General features: G+C 54.8%; 20 protein-coding genes. 15 read left to right on the top strand and 5 right to left on the bottom strand.

Translation table 11 applies throughout. The features are described from left to right. Positions 1-17 precede the first annotated feature (17 nt). Positions 18-707, bottom strand: a complete 690-nt coding sequence (gene ung, locus DD606_RS12235; protein WP_003860729.1) for a uracil-DNA glycosylase — start codon at positions 705-707, stop codon at positions 18-20. A 314-nt stretch (positions 708-1,021) separates the two neighbouring features. Here ung and grcA point away from each other — a divergent pair, with 314 nt between their 5' ends. Then, complete coding sequence (gene grcA, locus DD606_RS12230) at positions 1,022-1,405, top strand: autonomous glycyl radical cofactor GrcA (protein ID WP_129258693.1); 384 nt, start codon at positions 1,022-1,024, stop codon at positions 1,403-1,405. A 52-nt stretch (positions 1,406-1,457) separates the two neighbouring features. Here the strand turns inward: grcA and srmB are convergent, their stop codons facing one another. After that, a complete protein-coding gene (gene srmB / locus DD606_RS12225; RefSeq protein WP_003860725.1) occupies positions 1,458-2,786 on the bottom strand; it encodes an ATP-dependent RNA helicase SrmB in 1,329 nt (442 codons plus the stop codon). A gap of 132 nt (positions 2,787-2,918) precedes the next feature. Here srmB and DD606_RS12220 point away from each other — a divergent pair, with 132 nt between their 5' ends. Beyond that, positions 2,919-3,656 (top strand): tRNA1(Val) (adenine(37)-N6)-methyltransferase, encoded by a 738-nt coding sequence (locus DD606_RS12220; RefSeq protein WP_045894642.1) that lies wholly within the window; start codon positions 2,919-2,921, stop codon positions 3,654-3,656. Here the strand turns inward: DD606_RS12220 and nadB are convergent. Next, positions 3,641-5,260, bottom strand: coding sequence for an L-aspartate oxidase (nadB, locus tag DD606_RS12215; RefSeq protein WP_045894643.1), 1,620 nt, complete (start codon positions 5,258-5,260; stop codon positions 3,641-3,643). The genes DD606_RS12220 and nadB overlap by 16 nt on opposite strands. Before the next feature lie 425 nt (positions 5,261-5,685). On the opposite strand from nadB, the gene rpoE reads away from it, so the two are divergent. From rpoE to acpS, 11 genes are all read left to right on the top strand, one after another. Beyond that, complete coding sequence (rpoE, locus tag DD606_RS12210) at positions 5,686-6,261, top strand: RNA polymerase sigma factor RpoE (protein ID WP_006176728.1); 576 nt, start codon at positions 5,686-5,688, stop codon at positions 6,259-6,261. 31 nt (positions 6,262-6,292) lie between these two features. Next, complete coding sequence (gene rseA, locus DD606_RS12205; RefSeq protein ID WP_003860719.1) at positions 6,293-6,943, top strand: anti-sigma-E factor RseA; 651 nt, start codon at positions 6,293-6,295, stop codon at positions 6,941-6,943. Next, a complete protein-coding gene (rseB, locus tag DD606_RS12200; RefSeq protein ID WP_003860717.1) occupies positions 6,943-7,896 on the top strand; it encodes a sigma-E factor regulatory protein RseB in 954 nt (317 codons plus the stop codon). Before rseA ends, rseB begins: the two co-directional genes overlap by 1 nt. After that, entirely contained in the window at positions 7,893-8,369 is a 477-nt protein-coding gene (gene rseC / locus DD606_RS12195; RefSeq protein WP_045894645.1) for a SoxR-reducing system protein RseC, read from the top strand. Before rseB ends, rseC begins: the two co-directional genes overlap by 4 nt. Positions 8,370-8,554: 185 nt before the next feature. After that, the gene (gene lepA / locus DD606_RS12190) at positions 8,555-10,360 is read left to right on the top strand and encodes a translation elongation factor 4 (RefSeq protein WP_003860714.1); all 1,806 of its coding nucleotides are present in this window, start codon (positions 8,555-8,557) and stop codon (positions 10,358-10,360) included. A 15-nt stretch (positions 10,361-10,375) separates the two neighbouring features. Further along, entirely contained in the window at positions 10,376-11,350 is a 975-nt protein-coding gene (lepB, locus tag DD606_RS12185) for a signal peptidase I (RefSeq protein ID WP_003860712.1), read from the top strand. A gap of 223 nt (positions 11,351-11,573) precedes the next feature. Then, positions 11,574-12,254 carry a ribonuclease III gene (rnc, locus tag DD606_RS12180; protein WP_003860711.1) on the top strand — a complete coding sequence of 227 codons (681 nt, stop codon included), beginning with the start codon at positions 11,574-11,576 and terminating at the stop codon, positions 12,252-12,254. After that, complete coding sequence (era, locus tag DD606_RS12175) at positions 12,251-13,156, top strand: GTPase Era (RefSeq protein WP_003860709.1); 906 nt, start codon at positions 12,251-12,253, stop codon at positions 13,154-13,156. The genes rnc and era overlap by 4 nt, the downstream gene beginning before the upstream one ends. 17 nt (positions 13,157-13,173) lie before the next feature. Further along, positions 13,174-13,881 carry a DNA repair protein RecO gene (gene recO / locus DD606_RS12170; RefSeq protein WP_045894647.1) on the top strand — a complete coding sequence of 236 codons (708 nt, stop codon included), beginning with the start codon at positions 13,174-13,176 and terminating at the stop codon, positions 13,879-13,881. Positions 13,882-13,956: 75 nt separating this feature from the next. Further along, a complete protein-coding gene (gene pdxJ, locus DD606_RS12165; protein ID WP_023314662.1) occupies positions 13,957-14,688 on the top strand; it encodes a pyridoxine 5'-phosphate synthase in 732 nt (243 codons plus the stop codon). Then, positions 14,688-15,068 (top strand): holo-ACP synthase, encoded by a 381-nt coding sequence (gene acpS / locus DD606_RS12160; protein WP_003860706.1) that lies wholly within the window; start codon positions 14,688-14,690, stop codon positions 15,066-15,068. The genes pdxJ and acpS overlap by 1 nt, the downstream gene beginning before the upstream one ends. On the opposite strand, the gene DD606_RS12155 is transcribed toward acpS, so the two are convergent. After that, on the bottom strand, positions 15,065-15,325 hold the full coding sequence (locus tag DD606_RS12155) for a YfhL family 4Fe-4S dicluster ferredoxin (protein ID WP_003860704.1): 261 nt from the start codon (positions 15,323-15,325) through the stop codon (positions 15,065-15,067). The two genes, acpS and DD606_RS12155, sit on opposite strands and share 4 nt — an antisense overlap. 56 nt (positions 15,326-15,381) lie before the next feature. Continuing rightward, positions 15,382-16,230 (bottom strand): MurR/RpiR family transcriptional regulator, encoded by an 849-nt coding sequence (locus DD606_RS12150; protein ID WP_003860702.1) that lies wholly within the window; start codon positions 16,228-16,230, stop codon positions 15,382-15,384. Positions 16,231-16,348: 118 nt separating this feature from the next. Between DD606_RS12150 and murQ the strand changes: the two genes are divergently transcribed. Next, entirely contained in the window at positions 16,349-17,245 is an 897-nt protein-coding gene (gene murQ / locus DD606_RS12145; RefSeq protein WP_003860700.1) for an N-acetylmuramic acid 6-phosphate etherase, read from the top strand. 9 nt (positions 17,246-17,254) lie between these two features. Further along, a complete protein-coding gene (locus tag DD606_RS12140) occupies positions 17,255-18,619 on the top strand; it encodes a PTS transporter subunit EIIC (RefSeq protein WP_023314660.1) in 1,365 nt (454 codons plus the stop codon). Positions 18,620-18,622 lie beyond the last annotated feature (3 nt).

Here is an 18,622-nt window from a genome sequence, read left to right as displayed (position 1 = left end):
CCCGGCACATTCAAACCCTACTCGCTCTCTGCCGGTAACACTGGCATCCAGTCAATCGGCTTTTCGCCACGCTTTTCCAGCCACTCATTCGTCAGAACAAAATGATTACTGCCAAAGAAACCACGATGCGCAGACAGCGGCGACGGGTGCGGCGCCTTCAGCACGTGATGACGCTGACGATCGATAATCGCCCCTTTCTTTTGGGCATGCGAACCCCAGAGTAAAAACACGACGCCTTCACGATGCTCATTGATCAGGCTGATAACCTTATCGGTAAAGGTTTCCCATCCCAGACTGGCGTGGGAGTGTGCCTGACCCGCCCGGACAGTTAATACGGTATTCAGCAACAGCACGCCCTGGCGCGCCCAGCTTTCCAGATAACCGTGATTAGGGCGGGTGAAACCCGGAATCGTTCCTTCCAGCTCTTTATACATATTCAGCAGAGAAGGTGGGATGGCCACGCCCGGACGCACGGAAAATGCCAGTCCGTGAGCCTGCCCGGGGCCGTGGTACGGATCCTGCCCCAGGATAACCACCTTTACATCGCTCAGTTCGGTGTAGCGGAAGGCGTTAAACACATCTTTCTGCGGCGGATAAATTGTCTGGCCGGCCTGCCGTTCAGCCGCAACGGTACTGAGGGTATTTATAAAATAGGGCTGCTGCTTCTCTTCAGCCAGCACGTCATGCCAGGTTAAAGGTGTTGTCATCTCGCTCTCCTGCGAATCTCATTCTGTGTCTAGCTTACCTGTTAAACCCCAACGAGCAAAATTACCCGCGGAAAAGCAGGCTAAGTGACTCAATTTATGTTGAAACCAGGCAGGATAAGTTGAATTAGTAACCCTTTAAAATTGATCTAAAACAAAAAATACAGACCACACTCTTTGTGTGGTTGGTGGTTTTGTTGATTTAAATCAATAAATCACCCGGGTCTGAATGTTATATATACACACAACAAACAATGGTTTTACCAATTGGCCGCAAAAGGCCAGCATCAGTTAATGTAGCCTAAGGGAGGCAACACATGATTACAGGTATCCAGATTACTAAAGCTGCAAATGACGATCTGCTGAACTCTTTCTGGCTGCTGGACAGCGAGAAAAACGAAGCGCGCTGTGTAGTAGCGAAAGCAGGTTTTGCGGAAGACGAAATCGTTCCGGTGAGCAAACTGGGCGAAATTGAATACCGTGAAATTCCAATGCAAGTGCAGCCAGAAGTACGCGTGGAAGGTGGTCAGCACCTGAACGTTAACGTCCTGCGTCGCGAAACGCTGATGGATGCCGTTGAGCACCCGGAAAAATACCCGCAGCTGACCATCCGTGTGTCTGGCTATGCGGTGCGTTTCAACTCTCTGACCCCGGAACAGCAGCGCGACGTTATCTCGCGTACCTTTACTGAAAGCCTGTAAGGTTTCAGCTTTGGGGGTGGAATAAAAAAGCCGGGAATGTCCCGGCTTTTTTTTACTCTTCCGTTTTTGTCTCTGACGCAGCAGAGCTTGGCTTACGGCGCTTACCAATATTTTTGGTATCGCGGTGGCGCTGTTTAACGCGTGGCTTCTCTTTTTCTTTCTCTTTTCTCTCAGCACGTTTCGCGAGCGCTTTCTTGGACGGTTTACCCGTCATTTTTTCACTCGGCGCACGTGTGGTCGGACGAAGTCCGTCAATCACGCGAGCTTTCAGCGGCTCCTCAACGTAGCGGCCAATTTTCTGTAGCAGCAAATGGTCGTGCGCTTCTACCAGAGAGATAGCAATACCTTTGCGGCCCGCACGGCCGGTACGACCAATACGGTGCAGGTAAGTATCACCGCTGCGCGGCATATCAAAGTTGATCACGTGGCTCACGTCCGGGATGTCGATCCCGCGCGCGGCAACGTCGGTGGCAACCAGCACATTCACGCGGCCATCGGTCAGGCGCTTAATCCCTTCGGTACGCTTAACCTGCGCCATTTCACCTTCGAGATAGCAGTTGTTGATACCGGCATTGCGCAGCATTTCTGCCAGTTCATGCACGCGCTCACGTTTGCGTACGAATACGATGGTACGGGTTGCCTCTTCCTGCTTCAGCAGGTGTTTCAACAACTCAACCTTATGCTCAAGGTTATCTGCGCGGTAGTACCACTGGTGGATCTTCTTACGCTCACGGGTCGATGGCGTAGCGGACACTTCCACCGGATCTTCCAGCAGACGTTCGGCGAAATCTTTAATGGCATCCCCTTCAAGGGTTGCCGAGAACAGCATTGTCTGGTTACGCCAGCGCGTTTCACCCGCGATGTGTTCGATATCCTGGGCAAAGCCCATGTCCAGCATGCGGTCAGCTTCATCGAGAATCAGCGTTTCCACTGCGCGGCAGTCGAAGTTCTCTTCTTTTATGTATTGCAGCAGACGGCCTGTCGTCGCGACAACGATATCCTGGTTTTCGCTGAACACTTCGGCGTGGTTCATATACGCTACGCCGCCGGTGATGGTCGCGATATCCAGATGGGTGTTCGCCGCCAGCTCACGCGCGTGTTCGGCAACCTGCATCGCCAGTTCACGGGTCGGGGTCAGGATCAAAATGCGCGGCGGGCCTGATTTTTTACGCGGAAAGTCGAGCAAATGCTGCAACACAGGCAGCAAGTAGGCTGCTGTCTTCCCCGTGCCGGTTGGCGCAGAACCGAGCACATCGCGGCCCTCAAGCGCAGGCGGAATGGCCGCGGCCTGAATGGCGGTCGGGCGTGTAAAGCCTTTGCTCTCAAGGGCATTGAGCAGGCTTTCATCGAGTTCAAGTTCGGAAAAAGTCGTTACAGTCATGTTCTACCTCTGTGTGGGGCGCTGATTATAGACGTTACGGCTGTAATCTTCATCTGTTTGTATGGATATCGCTTTTCGACCACTTCGCTTTCCCCTATGCTACTCCAGTTTCACTCAGAAGGTTGCCCTGACATGTCTCAACTCAAAGCGCAGTTGCGCCGCGATGGTTTTACGTTTAAACAGTTTTTTGTGGCGCACGATCGTTGTGCGATGAAAGTCGGTACAGACGGTATTTTACTGGGGGCATGGGCTCCTGTCGCAGGTGTAAAACGCATTCTGGATATTGGTACGGGCAGCGGACTTCAGGCGCTGATGCTGGCGCAGCGAACGGAAGAACACGTCACGATCGATGCCGTTGAGCTTGATCCTCAGGCGGCCCGGCAGGCAAGTGAAAACGCTGCCGACTCTCCGTGGGCAGAACGCATCAGGGTAGAATGCGCCGATGTCCTGACCTGGGCGCCGGAGCAGACCGCGCGTTACGATTTGATTGTCAGCAATCCGCCATATTTCACGCCAGGCGTGGAATGTGGCACGCCGGAACGCGAGCAGGCACGTTACACCGGCTCGCTCGATCACAAGGCGCTACTGACCAGTTCGGCGGAGCTCATCTCGGAAGAGGGATTTTTCTGCGTGGTCTTGCCTGTAAGCACGGGTAATACCTTCATTGAGATCGCACATGAGATCGGCTGGAATCTGCGTCTTCGTACCGATATTTCGGATACGGAAGGACGCTTACCGCACCGCGTGTTGCTGGCACTCTCGCCGAAAGAGGGCGAGTGCTTTATCGACAGGATGGTCATTCGTGGGCCAGACCAGCGTTATTCCGAAGATTACACAGCTCTGACCCAGGCCTTTTATCTGTTTATGTGAACCTGCGGCGTCAACACCGACGGCCCGGACGTTTCAAGCGGTTCGGGATAGTCCAGCGTATAATGCAGGCCACGGCTCTCTTTGCGCATCATTGCACAGCGCACAATCAGCTCGGCAACCTGCACAAGGTTGCGCAGCTCCAGCAGATTATTAGAAACGCGGAAGTTGGCGTAATATTCATCGATTTCCTGCTGCAACATCATGATGCGGCGTAACGCGCGTTCCAGACGCTTCGTTGTACGTACAATCCCGACATAATCCCACATGAAAAGCCGCAGCTCGTGCCAGTTATGCTGGATTACCACCAGTTCGTCCGGGTTTTCTACCCGACTTTCATCCCATGCCGGCAAGTGTGTTGTCGGACGTGCATAGGGCATGCGTTTGGTAATATCTTCCGCAGCCGACCACCCATACACCAGACACTCCAGCAGCGAGTTTGAGGCCATGCGATTCGCACCATGCAGGCCGGTATAGCTGACCTCGCCGATCGCATACAAACCATCCACGTCGGTACGACCATGATCGTCAACCATCACCCCGCCACAGGTATAGTGGGCGGCAGGTACAATCGGCACCGGATCGCGGGTTAGATCAATACCCAGACTCAGCAGCTTTTCATAAATCATCGGGAAGTGCTGGCGAATAAAGTCTGCCGGTTTATGGCTAATGTCCAGATACATACAGTCCACGCCAAGCCGCTTCATCTCGTGGTCAATGGCGCGGGCCACGATATCCCGCGGTGCCAGTTCACCTCGGGGGTCGAAGTCCGGCATAAACCTGGAACCGTCCGGACGCTTCAGATACGCGCCTTCGCCACGCAACGCTTCAGTTAACAGGAAGTTACGCGCCTGCGGGTGGAACAGGGCGGTAGGATGGAACTGGTTAAACTCCAGATTCGCCACGCGGCAACCTGCGCGCCAGGCCATGGCGATACCGTCTCCGGAGGCGATATCCGGGTTAGTCGTGTACTGGTAAACCTTGGAGGCGCCGCCGGTGGCCAGCACAACGGCTTTTGCCTGGCAGGTTTCCACCTTCTCTTTATTCCGATTCCACACCCATGCGCCGACAACACGGCGCGTGCCGGGCAGGCCAATTTTATCGGAAATAATCAGGTCGACGGCGTTGCTGCGCTCCAGTACCCGAATATTGGGATGGCTGAGGGCTTTGCTGACCAGCGTGGTTTCAACCGCTTTTCCGGTTGCATCAGCAGCGTGCAGAATACGGCGGTGGCTGTGCCCGCCTTCACGGGTCAGGTGATAGCTCTCTTCACCATTAGGCTGAACCTGCGTATCAAACAGCACGCCCTGATCGATAAGCCATTGCACGCAGTGGCGGGCATTGCTGGCGACAAACTCTGCGGCATGCTTATCCACAATCCCGGCGCCGGCAATCAGGGTGTCTTCTACATGCGAGGCAATGCTATCCGTTTCATCAAACACCGCGGCAATACCGCCTTGTGCATAGAAGGTGGAACCTTCGCTCATCGGCCCTTTACTCAGCACGATTACGTTCTGATGTTCCGCCAGGCGCAGTGCGAGGGAGAGGCCAGCAGCACCGCTGCCAATGATCAGTACATCACAATGAAGTTCAGGCGTCGTGTTCATGATGTTTGTTTAATTTACTAAACATGGTGTGGGGAGAATAGCATTGCGATGCGAGATATCGCACGTTTTTTTTGAGGTGTGTTGCAATGACTAAACGGAATCCCGGAGGTTAAATCTGCGCTAAATGGCCGGAAATATTTTGCGAAGCAGATCGTTAGCTTCAGATTTTGTGGTGAAATAAAGCCTGTGTTGCGTTACTCTTCTGACGATAAAGTTAATGATTCTTGTCAGAAAGCGGGTGCGTATCGTGAACAGACTTATAATGAGAGAAAATGAATGGTCTGCGGCGCGATGAACAAAAACAAAGGCGTTACGGAACTTATTGAAGAACAGACACTCTAATTCGGTGCTTGCTCAAAGTGCAATGTTGTTAGAGTGGCGTTTCGATAACGCGTGGAATTTGGTTTGGGGAGACATTACCTCGGATGAGCGAGCAGTTAACGGACCAGGTCCTGGTTGAACGGGTCCAGAAGGGAGATCAGAAAGCTTTTAACCTACTGGTGGTGCGCTACCAGCATAAGGTAGCGAGTCTGGTTTCCCGCTATGTACCGTCAGGCGATGTTCCTGATGTTGTACAAGAGTCTTTTATTAAGGCCTATCGCGCGCTGGATTCATTCCGGGGGGATAGTGCTTTTTATACCTGGCTGTATCGTATTGCAGTCAATACGGCTAAGAATTATTTGGTTGCTCAGGGCCGGCGTCCGCCTTCAAGTGATGTTGACGCTATCGACGCAGAAAACTTCGAAAGTGGCGGCGCGCTGAAAGAAATTTCGAACCCTGAGAACTTAATGTTGTCAGAAGAACTGAGACAAATCGTTTTTCGCACGATCGAGTCGCTCCCGGAAGATTTACGCATGGCAATTACGTTACGGGAGCTGGATGGCCTAAGCTATGAAGAGATAGCCGCCATCATGGATTGTCCGGTCGGCACGGTTCGTTCACGAATTTTCCGTGCGCGAGAAGCCATTGATAATAAAGTTCAACCGCTTATCAGGCGTTGACGATAGCGGGATACTGGAAAAGGTATTAGGCATGCAGAAAGAAAAACTTTCCGCTTTAATGGATGGTGAAACGCTGGATAATGAGCTGCTCGATGAGTTGTCTCATTCTCCCGAAATGCAACAGACCTGGGAGAGCTATCATCTTATCCGCGACACGCTGCGCGGTGATACCAGTGAGGTTCTCCATTTCGATATCTCAGCACGCGTTATGGCGGCCATTGAGAACGAACCTGTTCATCAGACCACGCCGCTGATTCCTGAAGCGCAGCCTGCACCTCACCAGTGGCAGAAAATGCCGTTCTGGCACAAGGTGCGTCCATGGGCCAGCCAGCTCACCCAGATGGGGGTCGCTGCGTGCGTATCGCTTGCAGTTATCGTTGGGGTCCAGCACTATAACACTCAGTCTGAAGCCAATCAGCAACCTGAAGCGCCAGTGTTTAATACGCTGCCGATGATGGGTAAAGCCAGCCCGGTTAGCCTGGGCGTACCGGCAGATGCCTCCGCAAGCGGCGGACAGCAACAGCAGGTACAGGAGCAGCGCCGTCGCATTAATGCGATGTTGCAGGATTACGAGTTGCAGCGCCGTCTGCACTCCGAGCAGCTTCAGTTTGAGCAGGCCCAAACCCAGCAGGCTGCTGTGCAGGTGCCAGGAAACCAAACTTTAGGAACGCAATCGCAGTAATGAAGCAACTTTGGTTCGCCATGTCTTTGATGGCGGGTAGCCTGTTCTTCTCTGCTAACGCCTCGGCTGATGTTTCATCCGGGGCGTTGTTGCAGCAAATGAATCTGGCCAGCCAGTCACTCAATTACGAGTTGGCATTTATCAGCATCAATAAGCAGGGTGTCGAATCGTTACGCTATCGCCACGCCCGCCTTGATAACCAGCCGCTCGCCCAGCTTTTACAGATGGATGGCCCGCGTCGGGAAGTGGTCCAGCGTGGGAACGAAATCAGCTATTTCGAGCCTGGCCTTGAGCCGTTTACGCTCAATGGTGACTACATCGTTGACTCCCTGCCGTCGCTCATTTACACCGATTTTAAACGTCTCGCCCCCTACTATGATTTTATCTCGGTGGGGCGAACGCGTATTGCCGACAGGCTGTGCGAAGTGATCCGCGTTGTTGCGCGGGATGGGACGCGTTACAGCTATATCGTCTGGATTGACGCAGAGACGAAGCTGCCGATGCGCGTTGATCTGCTCGATCGCGACGGTGAAACGCTGGAGCAGTTCCGTGTGATCTCCTTTGACGTAAACAGTCAGGTCGGCAACAGCATGCAGAATCTGGCCAAAGCCAGCCTGCCGCCTTTGCTTTCCGTGCCTGCCGGCGATTCTGTCAATTTTAACTGGGTACCATCCTGGATCCCGCAAGGGTTCAGCGAAGTTTCCAGCAGTCGTCGCCAGCTGCCTACTATCGAAACTCCGGTTGAGTCGCGACTCTATTCCGATGGGCTGTTTAGCTTCTCGGTGAATATTAATCGCGCTACGGCGAACAGTTCCGAACAGATGCTCCGTACCGGTCGCCGGACGGTCAGCACGACGGTGCGCGATAATGCGGAAATTACCATTGTCGGTGAATTACCGCCGCCAACGGCAAAACGTATTTCAGACAGCATTAAATTCAGGGCTGCGCAATGATTAAAGAGTGGGCCACGGTCGTATCCTGGCAGGATGGCGTAGCGCTTGTTAGCTGTGACGTTAAAGCATCATGCAGCAGTTGCGCTTCGCGAGCCGGTTGCGGCAGCCGCGTGTTGAATAAGCTGGGGCCGCAAACGTCGCACACTATTACTGTGCCGAGCGCTCAGCCGCTGGTGGCAGGGCAAAAAGTGGAGCTCGGCATCGCTGAAGGTAGCCTGCTCACTTCCGCCATGCTGGTTTACCTTTCTCCGCTCGCAGGCCTGTTCGTGATGGGCGGGGTTTTCCAGATGCTGTTCGGCACAGATTTGGCCGCCATGTGCGGGGCCGCGTTGGGCGGCGTGGGCGGGTTCTGGCTTGCTAAAGGCGTTTCCCCAAGGCTTGCCACCCGGGAAGCGTGGCAGCCCGTTATCCTCAGCGTTGCACTGGCACCCGACCAACTTCGTGTTGAGACGCTCTCTTCTGAGGCCCGGTGATCTGCCGGGCTTTATTATTATTTACATCGCAATAAAGAAAACGCCGTCTCTTCGCGCTATACCTGGCTCTAAGTGCAGTTCCAGCTGACGAGGATGTAGTGTAGAATGCTGCGTTTTCGCACTGAAAAACGTCAGGCTAAGAACAGCGGCCTCCAGGAATTCGTAAGGCATAATTATTTAACTATATGAAGAACATACGTAACTTTTCGATCATTGCTCACATTGACCACGGTAAGTCGACGCTGTCTGACCGTATTATCCAGATTTGCGGTGGCCTGTCTGATCGTGAAATGGCAGCCCAGGTTCTGGACTCCATGGACCTGGAACGCGAACGCGGTATTACCATCAAAGCGCAGAGCGTGACGCTCGACTATAAAGCTTCCGATGGTGAAACCTATCAGCTGAACTTTATCGACACCCCAGGGCACGTTGACTTCTCTTATGAAGTGTCACGCTCGCTGGCGGCCTGCGAAGGCGCGCTGCTGGTGGTGGATGCCGGACAGGGCGTAGAGGCCCAGACGCTGGCAAACTGCTACACCGCCATGGAAATGGATCTCGAAGTGGTGCCGGTTCTGAATAAAATCGACCTGCCAGCCGCCGATCCTGAGCGCGTAGCGGAAGAGATTGAAGACATCGTCGGTATTGATGCGACCGATGCTGTGCGCTGCTCGGCGAAAACCGGCGTCGGCGTTCCGGATGTACTGGAACGTCTGGTGCGTGATATTCCGCCGCCGGAAGGTGACCCGGATGCGCCGCTACAGGCGCTGATCATCGACTCCTGGTTTGATAACTACCTCGGCGTTGTTTCGCTGGTGCGTATTAAAAACGGCACCATGCGTAAAGGCGACAAAATCAAGGTCATGAGCACCGGCCAGGTCTACAACGCTGACCGTCTGGGCATCTTCACGCCAAAACAGGTTGACCGTACCGAGCTGAAATGCGGCGAAGTGGGCTGGCTGGTCTGTGCCATTAAAGACATCCTCGGCGCGCCGGTGGGTGATACCCTGACCGGTGCACGTAACCCGGCAGATAAAGCGCTGCCAGGCTTCAAAAAGGTGAAACCGCAGGTTTATGCGGGTCTGTTCCCGGTCAGCTCTGACGATTACGAAAACTTCCGCGATGCGCTCGGAAAGCTGAGCCTCAACGATGCCTCCCTGTTCTACGAGCCAGAAAGCTCAACGGCGCTGGGCTTCGGCTTCCGCTGTGGCTTCCTCGGTCTGCTGCACATGGAGATCATTCAGGAACGTCTGGAGCGTGAATACGATCTGGATCTGATCACCACCGCCCCGACGGTTGTCTACGAAGTAGAAACCACGTCGAAAGAGGTGATCTACGTCGACAGCCCGTCCAAGCTCCCGCCGCTGAATAATATTCAGGAACTGCGCGAGCCTATCGCAGAGTGTCACATGCTGCTGCCGCAGGAGTTCCTCGGCAACGTTATCACCCTGTGTATTGAGAAGCGTGGCGTGCAGACCAACATGGTTTACCACGGTAACCAGGTGGCGCTGACCTATGAAATTCCGATGGCGGAAGTAGTGCTCGACTTCTTCGACCGTCTGAAGTCTACCTCCCGTGGCTATGCGTCGCTGGACTACAACTTCAAACGCTTCCAGGCCTCGAACATGGTTCGCGTGGATGTACTGATCAACGGCGAGCGTGTTGATGCCCTGGCGCTGATCACCCACAACGATAACGCACCGTACCGTGGTCGTGAGCTGGTTGAGAAGATGAAAGATCTCATCCCGCGTCAGCAGTTTGACATTGCGATTCAGGCGGCCATTGGTAACCACATCATTGCCCGTTCAACCGTGAAGCAGCTGCGTAAAAACGTTCTGGCTAAGTGCTATGGCGGCGACGTCAGCCGTAAGAAAAAGCTGTTGCAGAAGCAGAAAGAAGGTAAGAAGCGTATGAAGCAGGTCGGTAACGTTGAGCTGCCGCAGGAAGCATTCCTTGCCATCCTTCATGTTGGTAAAGACGGTAACGGTAAATAACCTTAAGGAGTTGGCATGGCGAACATGTTTGCCCTGATCCTGGTCATCGCTACCCTGGTGACAGGTCTGTTGTGGTGCCTGGATAAGTTTATCTTCGCCCCAAAACGCCGTGAACGTCAGGCTGCCGCGCAGGCAGCCACGGGCGATGCGCTGGACGCGAAAACCCTGAAAAAAGTCGGCCCAAAACCGGGCTGGCTGGAAACAGGGGCATCGGTATTCCCGGTGCTGGCGATTGTGCTGGTGGTGCGTTCTTTTATCTATGAACCGTTCCAGATCCCGTCAGGATCGATGATGCCAACGCTGCTGATCGGTGATTTCATTCTGGTTGAGAAGTTTGCCTATGGCATCAAAGATCCGATCTACCAGAAAACGCTGATCGAAACGGGTCATCCGAAACGTGGCGACATCGTGGTGTTTAAATATCCGGAAGATCCACGGCTGGATTATATTAAACGCGCGGTAGGTCTGCCGGGCGATAAAGTAACCTACGATCCGGTGGCGAAAGAGGTGACCATTCAGCCAGGCTGTAGCTCTGGAACTGCATGTGAAAATGCGCTGCCAGTCACTTACTCCAACGTTGAGCCAAGTGATTTTGTGCAGACCTTTGCCCGCCGTAACGGCGGTGAAGCGACCAGCGGATTCTTCCAGGTGCCCAAAGGTGAAACCAAAGAGAACGGTATTCGTCTGGTTGAACGGAAAGAGACGCTGGGCGATGTCACTCACCGCATTCTGACCGTGCCAATCGCACAGGATCAACTGGCAATGTACTACCAGCAGCCAGGCCAACAGCTGGCGACCTGGATTGTGCCACCGGGACACTACTTCATGATGGGTGACAACCGCGATAACTCTGCGGACAGCCGTTACTGGGGCTTTGTGCCGGAAGCGAATCTGGTCGGTAAAGCAACCGCTATCTGGATGAGTTTTGAGAAGCAGGAAGGCGAGTGGCCGACCGGCGTTCGCCTGAATCGTATTGGCGGAATTCATTAATTTTCGTCAAAAATAACACGTAGCGGCTTTTATTCGCCGCTACGTGAATTATTTCAGCGATAAATCTCTTTGAACTAACGACATCCCCTGTCGTTGTGTATAGAATATTCCCCCGAAGTTTAAGGTTGGCCCTGCAAGGGTGCCACGGCACACGAAACCGCGTTGGTTTTCTCAGGTCGGTTTCGTGTGCTGCATTTTTGACGCATTCATTTATTGGTATCGCATGAACCCCATCGTAATTAATCGGCTTCAACGGAAGCTGGGCTACACTTTTCATCATCAGGAGTTGTTGCAACAGGCATTAACCCATCGCAGTGCCAGCAGCAAACATAATGAGCGTCTCGAGTTTTTAGGCGACTCTATTTTAAGTTTCGTGATTGCAAATGCGCTTTATCATCGTTTTCCGCGTGTGGACGAAGGTGATATGAGCCGCATGCGCGCCACGCTGGTGCGCGGCAATACCCTCGCTGAAATCGCACGCGAGTTTGAGCTGGGTGAATGTCTGCGTCTGGGGCCAGGTGAGCTGAAAAGTGGTGGTTTCCGTCGTGAATCCATCCTTGCCGATACGGTCGAGGCATTGATCGGTGGCGTGTTCCTGGACAGCGATATCCAGACCGTAGAAAAGCTGATCCTGAACTGGTATCAGACCCGCCTGGACGAAATCAGCCCGGGCGATAAACAAAAAGATCCTAAAACGCGTCTGCAAGAATATTTGCAGGGTCGTCATCTGCCGCTGCCATCCTATCTGGTGGTGCAGGTACGTGGCGAAGCGCACGATCAGGAATTTACCATCCATTGCCAGGTCAGTGGCCTGAGTGAACCGGTGGTCGGCACGGGTTCAAGCCGTCGTAAGGCTGAACAGGCTGCCGCCGAACAGGCGTTAAAAATGCTGGAGCTGGAATGAGCATCGACAAAACCTATTGCGGATTTATTGCCATCGTCGGACGTCCGAACGTTGGCAAATCCACCCTGCTGAATAATCTGCTTGGGCAGAAGATTTCTATCACCTCGCGTAAGGCGCAGACCACGCGTCACCGCATCGTCGGTATCCATACTGAAGGCGCGTATCAGGCGATTTACGTCGATACCCCGGGCCTGCACATGGAAGAGAAGCGCGCCATCAACCGTCTGATGAACAAGGCGGCGAGCAGCTCCATTGGCGACGTAGAGCTGGTGATTTTCGTTGTGGAAGGCACCCGCTGGACGCCGGACGACGAAATGGTCCTGAACAAGCTGCGCGACGGCAAAACGCCGGTGATCCTTGCGGTCAATAAAGTGGACAATGTGCAGGAAAAAGCCGATCTGCTGCCGCACCTGCAATGGCTGGGCAGCCAGATGAACTTCCTGGACATCGTCCCGCTGTCTGCGGAGACGGGTCTGAACGTTGATACCATCGCGGGCATCGTGCGCAAGCATCTGCCGGAAGCGACTCATCACTTCCCTGAGGACTACATCACCGATCGCTCTCAGCGTTTTATGGCGTCTGAAATCATCCGTGAGAAGCTGATGCGTTTCCTGGGCGCTGAACTGCCGTACTCTGTGACGGTGGAGATCGAGCGTTTCCAGAGTAACGAGCGCGGCGGTTACGATATTAACGGTCTGATCCTCGTTGAGCGTGAAGGGCAGAAGAAGATGGTGATCGGTAATAAAGGCGCCAAGATCAAAACTATCGGAATCGAAGCCCGTAAAGACATGCAGGACATGTTTGAAGCACCGGTTCACCTGGAACTGTGGGTGAAAGTGAAATCTGGCTGGGCCGATGATGAGCGTGCGCTGCGCAGCCTCGGTTACGGCGAAGATCAGTAACCTAAGACGACGAGCATATGGATGGATGGCAGCGCGCCTTTGTCCTGCATAGTCGTCCCTGGAGCGAAACCAGCCTGATGCTGGACGTCTTCACGGAAGAGTCCGGTCGCGTGCGCCTTGTTGCCAAAGGCGCACGATCCAGACGTTCTAATCTCAAAGGTGCCTTGCAGCCTTTCACCCCACTGCTGGTCCGCTTTGGCGGGCGAGGGGAAGTCAAAACCCTGCGCAGTGCTGAAGCCGTTTCCCTCGCGCTTCCTCTTTCTGGTATCACGCTCTACAGCGGTTTGTACGTCAACGAACTCATCTCACGGGTGCTTGAACATGAGACCCGCTTCTCTGAACTTTTCTTTGATTACCTGCACTGTATCCAGTCGCTCGCTGGCGCAACCGGCACTCCTGAGCCTGTGCTGCGTCGTTTCGAGCTGGCGCTGCTCGGTCACCTTGGATACGGTGTTGATTTTCTGCACTGCGCGGGGAGTGGGGACGAGGTAGAAGATACCATGACCTATCGCTATCGTGAGGAAAAGGGCTTTATTGCCAGTGTCGTCGTCGATAACAGCACCTTTACCGGGCGCCAGCTCAGAGCACTGTATGAACGCGAGTTCCCGGACGCCGACACCCTGCGTGCGGCAAAACGCTTTACCCGAATTGCGCTCAAGCCGTATCTTGGGGGCAAACCTTTAAAGAGCCGCGAATTATTCAGGCAGTTAATGCCGAAAAGCTAATGTTTTACCCCTCACCCCAGCCCTCTCCCGGAGGGAGAGGGAGAAGGTAAATGAACAAAAATACCGAGGATTGTCATGGCTGAATTACTGTTAGGCGTCAACATCGACCACATTGCCACCCTGCGCAACGCGCGCGGCACGGCGTATCCGGATCCGGTTCAGGCGGCGTTTATCGCCGAGCAGGCTGGGGCGGACGGCATTACCGTCCATCTGCGTGAAGACCGTCGCCACATCACCGATCGCGACGTGCGTATCCTGCGCCAGACGCTGGATACCCGCATGAATCTGGAGATGGCAGTAACGGAAGAGATGCTGACGATTGCCTGCGATACGAAGCCGCATTTCTGCTGCCTGGTGCCGGAAAAACGACAGGAAGTGACCACCGAAGGCGGTCTGGATGTGGCCGGGCAGCTCGACAAAATGCGCGATGCCTGCAAACGCCTGGCGGATGCCGGTATCCTGGTTTCACTGTTTATCGACGCCGATTTCACCCAGATTAAAGCCGCTGCCGGCGTGGGCGCGCCGTATATTGAAATTCACACCGGCTGCTATGCCGATGCTGAAAACGACGCAGCGCAGGCGAAAGAGCTGGAGCGGATCGCCAAAGCGGCAACCTACGCCGCGAGCCTGGGACTGAAGGTTAACGCCGGTCACGGCCTGACCTATCACAACGTAAAAGCCATCGCTGCCCTGCCGGAAATGCACGAGCTGAACATCGGCCACGCCATTATTGGTCGTGCGGTGATGAGCGGCCTGAAAGAAGCGGTTTCCGAGATGAAGCGCCTGATGCTGGAAGCGCGTCAGTAATGGCTATTCTGGGCTTAGGCACCGACATCGTTGAAATAGCCCGCATTGAAGCGGTGATCGCCCGGAGCGGCGATCGCCTCGCAAGACGCGTGCTGAGCGATAACGAATGGGCTATCTGGGAGGCGCATCAGCAGCCGGTGCGCTTTCTGGCAAAGCGTTTCGCGGTAAAAGAGGCGGCGGCGAAAGCGTTCGGCACGGGCATTCGTAACGGCCTGGCGTTTAACCAGTTTGAAGTGTTTAACGATGAGCTGGGTAAGCCACGTCTGCGTTTATGGGGCGAGGCGCTTAAGCTGGCGGAGAAGCTGGGCGTGGCGCACATGCACGTAACGCTTGCAGATGAACGCCACTACGCCTGTGCGACGGTGATTATCGAAGGTTAAATTTTGTCCGCATGGTGCATCAGGACAAACTTATCCCACAGCTGTTCTTCGTTCTCGACATGTGCCGGATCTTTTAAGATCGTATTGGGAATGGGGCACACCTTCTGGCAGGTCGGCGTCTCATAGTGGCCAATGCACTCGGTGCAGCGGTCGCTGTTAATCTCATAAATGCTGTCGCCCATCGAAATCGCCTCGTTCGGGCATTCGGGTTCGCACATATCGCAGTTGATGCATTTTTTGGTGATTAACAGCGCCATCAGGAAATTCTCAGAAACATCACAAACAGGGCGGGCATTATACGCTCATTCGTTGTTCAAACCAGTTTTTTTACCAGCTCTTCGCTGTGACGAATACGCTCTGGCGCACGCTCCAGATCCTGCTGAACCAGCGCCATAAACAGCAGGTCCGTCAGCATCATCTGCGCACTCGTCGACGAAATCGCCGCGCTGCGAGTGGCCTGTTCCTCGGCGATGGTATACAGACAGCGGGTGGCCCGCTGCTGGAGCGCATTCGGGCTGAAGCCAGTAATGGCCAGAATTTTTCCTCCTACGCGCAGGGCTTCGTCGGTAGCCATATTAATTTCACGGCGCTCGCCGGAATAGGAGATGGCCAGCAGTAAATCGTCAGGATCCATGGCCTGCACGGTCGCCAGCAGCGCGTGCATATCCTGTTCAACGATGGCGTTATAGCCGATTTTTGTCAGCTTCCAGCCAAAGTTACGCGCAACCAGTCCGGAGGCGCCGATCCCGGTCAATACAATACGCCGCGCGTCGCGAAGCATGGCTACGCTTTCCAGCAGCTTCTCTTCCGTGTTCACATCCAGCGTGGCATGCATTGCCGCCACGTTCTCTTTGATCAGCTTTTCGCCGACCAGACGCATCGGATCGTCGCCGCGGATCTGGTTATGCACCGGCATTGACTGCGGATTAGGGTTGCTTACCAGTGCTTCACTGATCGCCAGTTTTAGCGCCGGAAAGCCTTTATAGCCTATCTTTTGGGCAAATTTCACCACGCTCGACTGGCTCACCCCGGCTTCGCCTGCCAGCTGCTGGGAGCTGAGGTGTCGCGCGCGATCGGGCTGGGAAAGTAAATAATCCGCCAGCTTTTTGTCACTCTGGGCAAACCCTGCGTAGCGCTGGCGAATACGAATTAAACAGTTCATACGGTCTCCTGGCGAAAATGTGATTACCCGCGCAAATACGAATTATGCTCGCCTGAATGAATTTTATATTCCATTATAGTGCGTTTATTATGAATTAAAAATTCCAGAGGTAAATAACATGAATCTAGGCTCTCTTGTTTCTGAAACGCGTAACCCGCAAACCATGGATCTTGATGCACTGTCCACGCTGGAGCTGGTAAACCGCTTTAATCAACAGGATACCCTCGTCGCGCTGGCAGTCAAAGAGACATTGCCCGAGGTGGCGAAAGCCGTAGACGCCGCTGCCGACGCTCTGAAAGCAGGAGGACGCATTATTTATATGGGGGCGGGTACCAGTGGGCGCCTCGGTGTGCTGGATGCCTCAGAATGTCCCCCGACGTTTGGCGTTCCGCACGGTCTGGTCGTTGGCCTGATTGCCGGTGGCCCCGGCGCGCTGCTGAAAGCGGTGGAAGGGGCAGAAGATAATAAACAGCTTGGGGAGGACGATCTCAGGGCGCTGAACCTGACCGCGCAGGATCTGGTCGTCGGGCTGGCGGCTTCTGGTCGTACGCCGTACGTCATTGGTGGGCTGGAATACGCCAGACAGACGGGATGTACCACGGTGGCCATCTCCTGTAACCCGGGTTCGCCGATTGCGCAGGTGGCCGCCATTGCCATCTCTCCGGTCGTCGGGCCGGAAGCGCTCACCGGCTCCACGCGCCTGAAATCCGGAACCGCACAGAAGCTGGTGCTCAATATGATCTCCACCGGCGCGATGGTGAAATTTGGCAAGGTCTACCAAAACCTGATGGTGGATATGCAGGCCACCAACGTCAAGCTGGTGGACAGAGCCTGCCGCATGGTGATGGAAGCGACAGGCGCCAGTCGTGAAGAGGCGGAAAAGGTGCTTCAGCAGACCGATCACGATGTAAAACCCGCCATTCTGATGATATTAACCGGGCTGGATGCAGCCGCGGCCAGAGCCAGGCTTGAAGCCCATCACGGGTTTTTACGGGCGGCATTAGAACATCAATAAGAGGCGTTTATGGACAAAACAGCAGCGCTCGCCAGCGACATCCTGCTTGGGATCGGTGGGGAAAAAAATATTCAGCGTCTGGAAAACTGCATGACGCGTGTACGCGTCGAGGTGTACAACGACGAAAAGCTTGATTTAACGCGCCTGAAGCAGCTCCCCGGCGTGAGCGGGTACGTTAAACAGGGGCAACAGCACCAGCTGATTGTCGGTCCGGGCAAAGCGGCGCAGGTGGTTGATGCCATGCGCGCCCTGATGACGGGCGGTGAAACGGCTCCCGCCTTTGACGACGCGGAACGCACCAAAGCGCAGGCGAAAGCCAAATACAAAGCCCCCATGAGCGATGCGCTGCGCCAGCTGGCAAACGTCTTTATTCCTCTTATCCCGGCGTTTATCGCGTCGGGGCTGATCACCGGGATTATCAATATCCTCAAGCGTCCGGATATTGTCGGGAATTTCGCCACCCAGTATCCGAACCTGCTGGGTATTCTGGCGATTTTCGGCAGCGCGGTGTTTGCCATCATGAATATTCTGGTGGGGGTGAACACGGCCAAAGTGTTCGGCGGCTCGCTGGCGATGGGCGGCGTAATGGCGGGTATCCTCTCCAGCCCGCAGCTGGCGCAGATTACGCTGTTTGGCGAGGCGCTTCAGCCTGGCCGCGGTGGGGTGATTGCCGTGCTGCTGGTGGTCATTCTGATGTGCTGGATTGAGAAAAAGCTACGCGCGTTGCTGCCAGGCTCGATTGAACTGATCCTCAACCCGCTGCTGACCACATTGATTACCGGGAGCGTGGCGATTGTGGCGCTGCAACCGTTAGGCGGCGCGATCTCTGAAGCCATCGCCCACGGCGCGTCTCTGGCGATCGATCGCGGCGGGCTGCTGGTGGGGGCCGTGCTGTCCGGGACCTTCCTGCCGTTAGTGCTGACCGGTCTGCATCAGGGGCTGGTGCCGATTCACGTCGAACTGGTACAGGCGCACGGCTATAACGCCCTGCTGCCGATCCTGTCGATGGCGGGCGTTGGGCAGGTCGGCGCGGCCATCGCGGTGCTGATGAAAACCCGCAACGCGCGTCTGAAAAAGGTCATTAAAGGGGCGCTGCCGGTCGGGTTACTCGGTATCGGCGAACCGTTGATTTTCGGCGTGACCTTGCCGCTGGGTAAGCCGTTCCTGGCCGCCTGTCTCGGTGGCGCGGTGGGCGGGGCGTTAATCAGCTACTGGAAAGTGGCGACCGTCATTACCTTCGGGATCTCCGGTTTACCGCTGGCATTAACCATCGTGACCGGAAAAGTGATGCTCTATCTGTTAGGCTATCTGGTAGCGGTGATCGCCGGGTTCCTGTTTACCTGGCTGTTAGGATTCAACGACCCAGAGGAGTAAGGT

It is taken from the genome of Enterobacter cloacae complex sp. GF14B (assembly GCF_004136805.1).
Lineage (GTDB): Bacteria > Pseudomonadota > Gammaproteobacteria > Enterobacterales > Enterobacteriaceae > Enterobacter > Enterobacter hormaechei_C.
Note: the sequence above shows the minus strand (reverse complement) of the source record. Positions and strands in the feature narration are given on the sequence as shown.

Bases quoted from the DNA above. Each gene is read 5' to 3' on its own strand.
- ung (WP_003860729.1), bottom strand. From the start codon at position 707: ATGACAACACCTTTAACCTGGCATGACGTGCTGGCTGAAGAGAAGCAG.
- grcA (WP_129258693.1), top strand. From the start codon at position 1,022: ATGATTACAGGTATCCAGATTACTAAAGCTGCAAATGACGATCTGCTG.
- srmB (WP_003860725.1), bottom strand. From the start codon at position 2,786: ATGACTGTAACGACTTTTTCCGAACTTGAACTCGATGAAAGCCTGCTC.
- DD606_RS12220 (WP_045894642.1), top strand. From the start codon at position 2,919: ATGTCTCAACTCAAAGCGCAGTTGCGCCGCGATGGTTTTACGTTTAAA.
- nadB (WP_045894643.1), bottom strand. From the start codon at position 5,260: ATGAACACGACGCCTGAACTTCATTGTGATGTACTGATCATTGGCAGC.
- rpoE (WP_006176728.1), top strand. From the start codon at position 5,686: ATGAGCGAGCAGTTAACGGACCAGGTCCTGGTTGAACGGGTCCAGAAG.
- rseA (WP_003860719.1), top strand. From the start codon at position 6,293: ATGCAGAAAGAAAAACTTTCCGCTTTAATGGATGGTGAAACGCTGGAT.
- rseB (WP_003860717.1), top strand. From the start codon at position 6,943: ATGAAGCAACTTTGGTTCGCCATGTCTTTGATGGCGGGTAGCCTGTTC.
- rseC (WP_045894645.1), top strand. From the start codon at position 7,893: ATGATTAAAGAGTGGGCCACGGTCGTATCCTGGCAGGATGGCGTAGCG.
- lepA (WP_003860714.1), top strand. From the start codon at position 8,555: ATGAAGAACATACGTAACTTTTCGATCATTGCTCACATTGACCACGGT.
- lepB (WP_003860712.1), top strand. From the start codon at position 10,376: ATGGCGAACATGTTTGCCCTGATCCTGGTCATCGCTACCCTGGTGACA.
- rnc (WP_003860711.1), top strand. From the start codon at position 11,574: ATGAACCCCATCGTAATTAATCGGCTTCAACGGAAGCTGGGCTACACT.
- era (WP_003860709.1), top strand. From the start codon at position 12,251: ATGAGCATCGACAAAACCTATTGCGGATTTATTGCCATCGTCGGACGT.
- recO (WP_045894647.1), top strand. From the start codon at position 13,174: ATGGATGGATGGCAGCGCGCCTTTGTCCTGCATAGTCGTCCCTGGAGC.
- pdxJ (WP_023314662.1), top strand. From the start codon at position 13,957: ATGGCTGAATTACTGTTAGGCGTCAACATCGACCACATTGCCACCCTG.
- acpS (WP_003860706.1), top strand. From the start codon at position 14,688: ATGGCTATTCTGGGCTTAGGCACCGACATCGTTGAAATAGCCCGCATT.
- DD606_RS12155 (WP_003860704.1), bottom strand. From the start codon at position 15,325: ATGGCGCTGTTAATCACCAAAAAATGCATCAACTGCGATATGTGCGAA.
- DD606_RS12150 (WP_003860702.1), bottom strand. From the start codon at position 16,230: ATGAACTGTTTAATTCGTATTCGCCAGCGCTACGCAGGGTTTGCCCAG.
- murQ (WP_003860700.1), top strand. From the start codon at position 16,349: ATGAATCTAGGCTCTCTTGTTTCTGAAACGCGTAACCCGCAAACCATG.
- DD606_RS12140 (WP_023314660.1), top strand. From the start codon at position 17,255: ATGGACAAAACAGCAGCGCTCGCCAGCGACATCCTGCTTGGGATCGGT.